General features: G+C 22.5%; 1 protein-coding gene. It reads left to right on the top strand.

Features of this window, described 5'->3' with window-relative positions; all coding sequences use genetic code 11:
• Positions 1 to 208: 208 nt before the first annotated feature.
• Positions 209 to 881 (top strand): 1-acyl-sn-glycerol-3-phosphate acyltransferase (locus JG677_RS08360; protein ID WP_234284680.1); only part of this gene is annotated, 673 nt, incomplete at its 3' end.

The following is an 881-nucleotide window of genomic DNA, read 5'->3' on the forward strand; positions in this document are numbered from 1 at the left end:
TCTGACTATCTTTTTACTTGTATTTATCAAATTTAATTTAAACTATATTTTTTATATTCTTACAATTATTGCTTTTATTATGTCTTTATACATATTTAAAAAACTTCCTTTTTTATTGGTAAGATTTTTAATTAGTTTTTCTTTTTTTCACCATTATAAATTTTTAATCAATGGATTTGAAAATCTATCAAATCAAAAGGGGATTTTATTGATAGGAAATCATAATAGTTTTCTTGATTGGGCTATTATACAAATGGTTATTCCTAGAAAAATTCATTTTATTATGGATAATAATCTTTTTTCTCCTTGGTATATTAAACTTTTTATTAAAAAATTTAACTTTATGTCTAAAAATCTAGAAGAAAGCCTTAAACTACTTAACAAAGGTGCAATAGTTTGTATTTTCACAGATAAAACAAACTATAATTTGCAAAATATTATTTTAGATCAGCAAATAAAAATTATACCTTTTCATATCAAAAGTATATGGGATAGTTCTTTTGATAAAAATAATGAAGAATTTTCTTTAAAAAATAGATCTATAAATCAAAAATATATTTGCATTGCCTTTGGCAAAGAAATAAATTCTCTTTGTCAAAAAGAAATTCAAGAATGTATATTAAAACTATCATTTAAAACTTGGCAAATGCGATGCGAAGCTACGCATACTATAACAAGAACTTGGATTGATTGTGCTAAAAAAAATCTTTCTCGTATTGCATTTATTGATCCTTTAAATGATATATCATTTACTTATCGAAAGCTTTTAGCTTTAACTTTTATATTAAGCAAAATAATCAAAAAAAACTCTAAAACACTAAATATACATTTTTCAAGAGGAAGTTATGCGCCAAAAGAAGAATGTATAGGAATTTTACTTC

The organism is Campylobacter sp. TTU-622, assembly GCF_016598965.1.
In the GTDB taxonomy this organism is placed as follows: domain Bacteria; phylum Campylobacterota; class Campylobacteria; order Campylobacterales; family Campylobacteraceae; genus Campylobacter_D.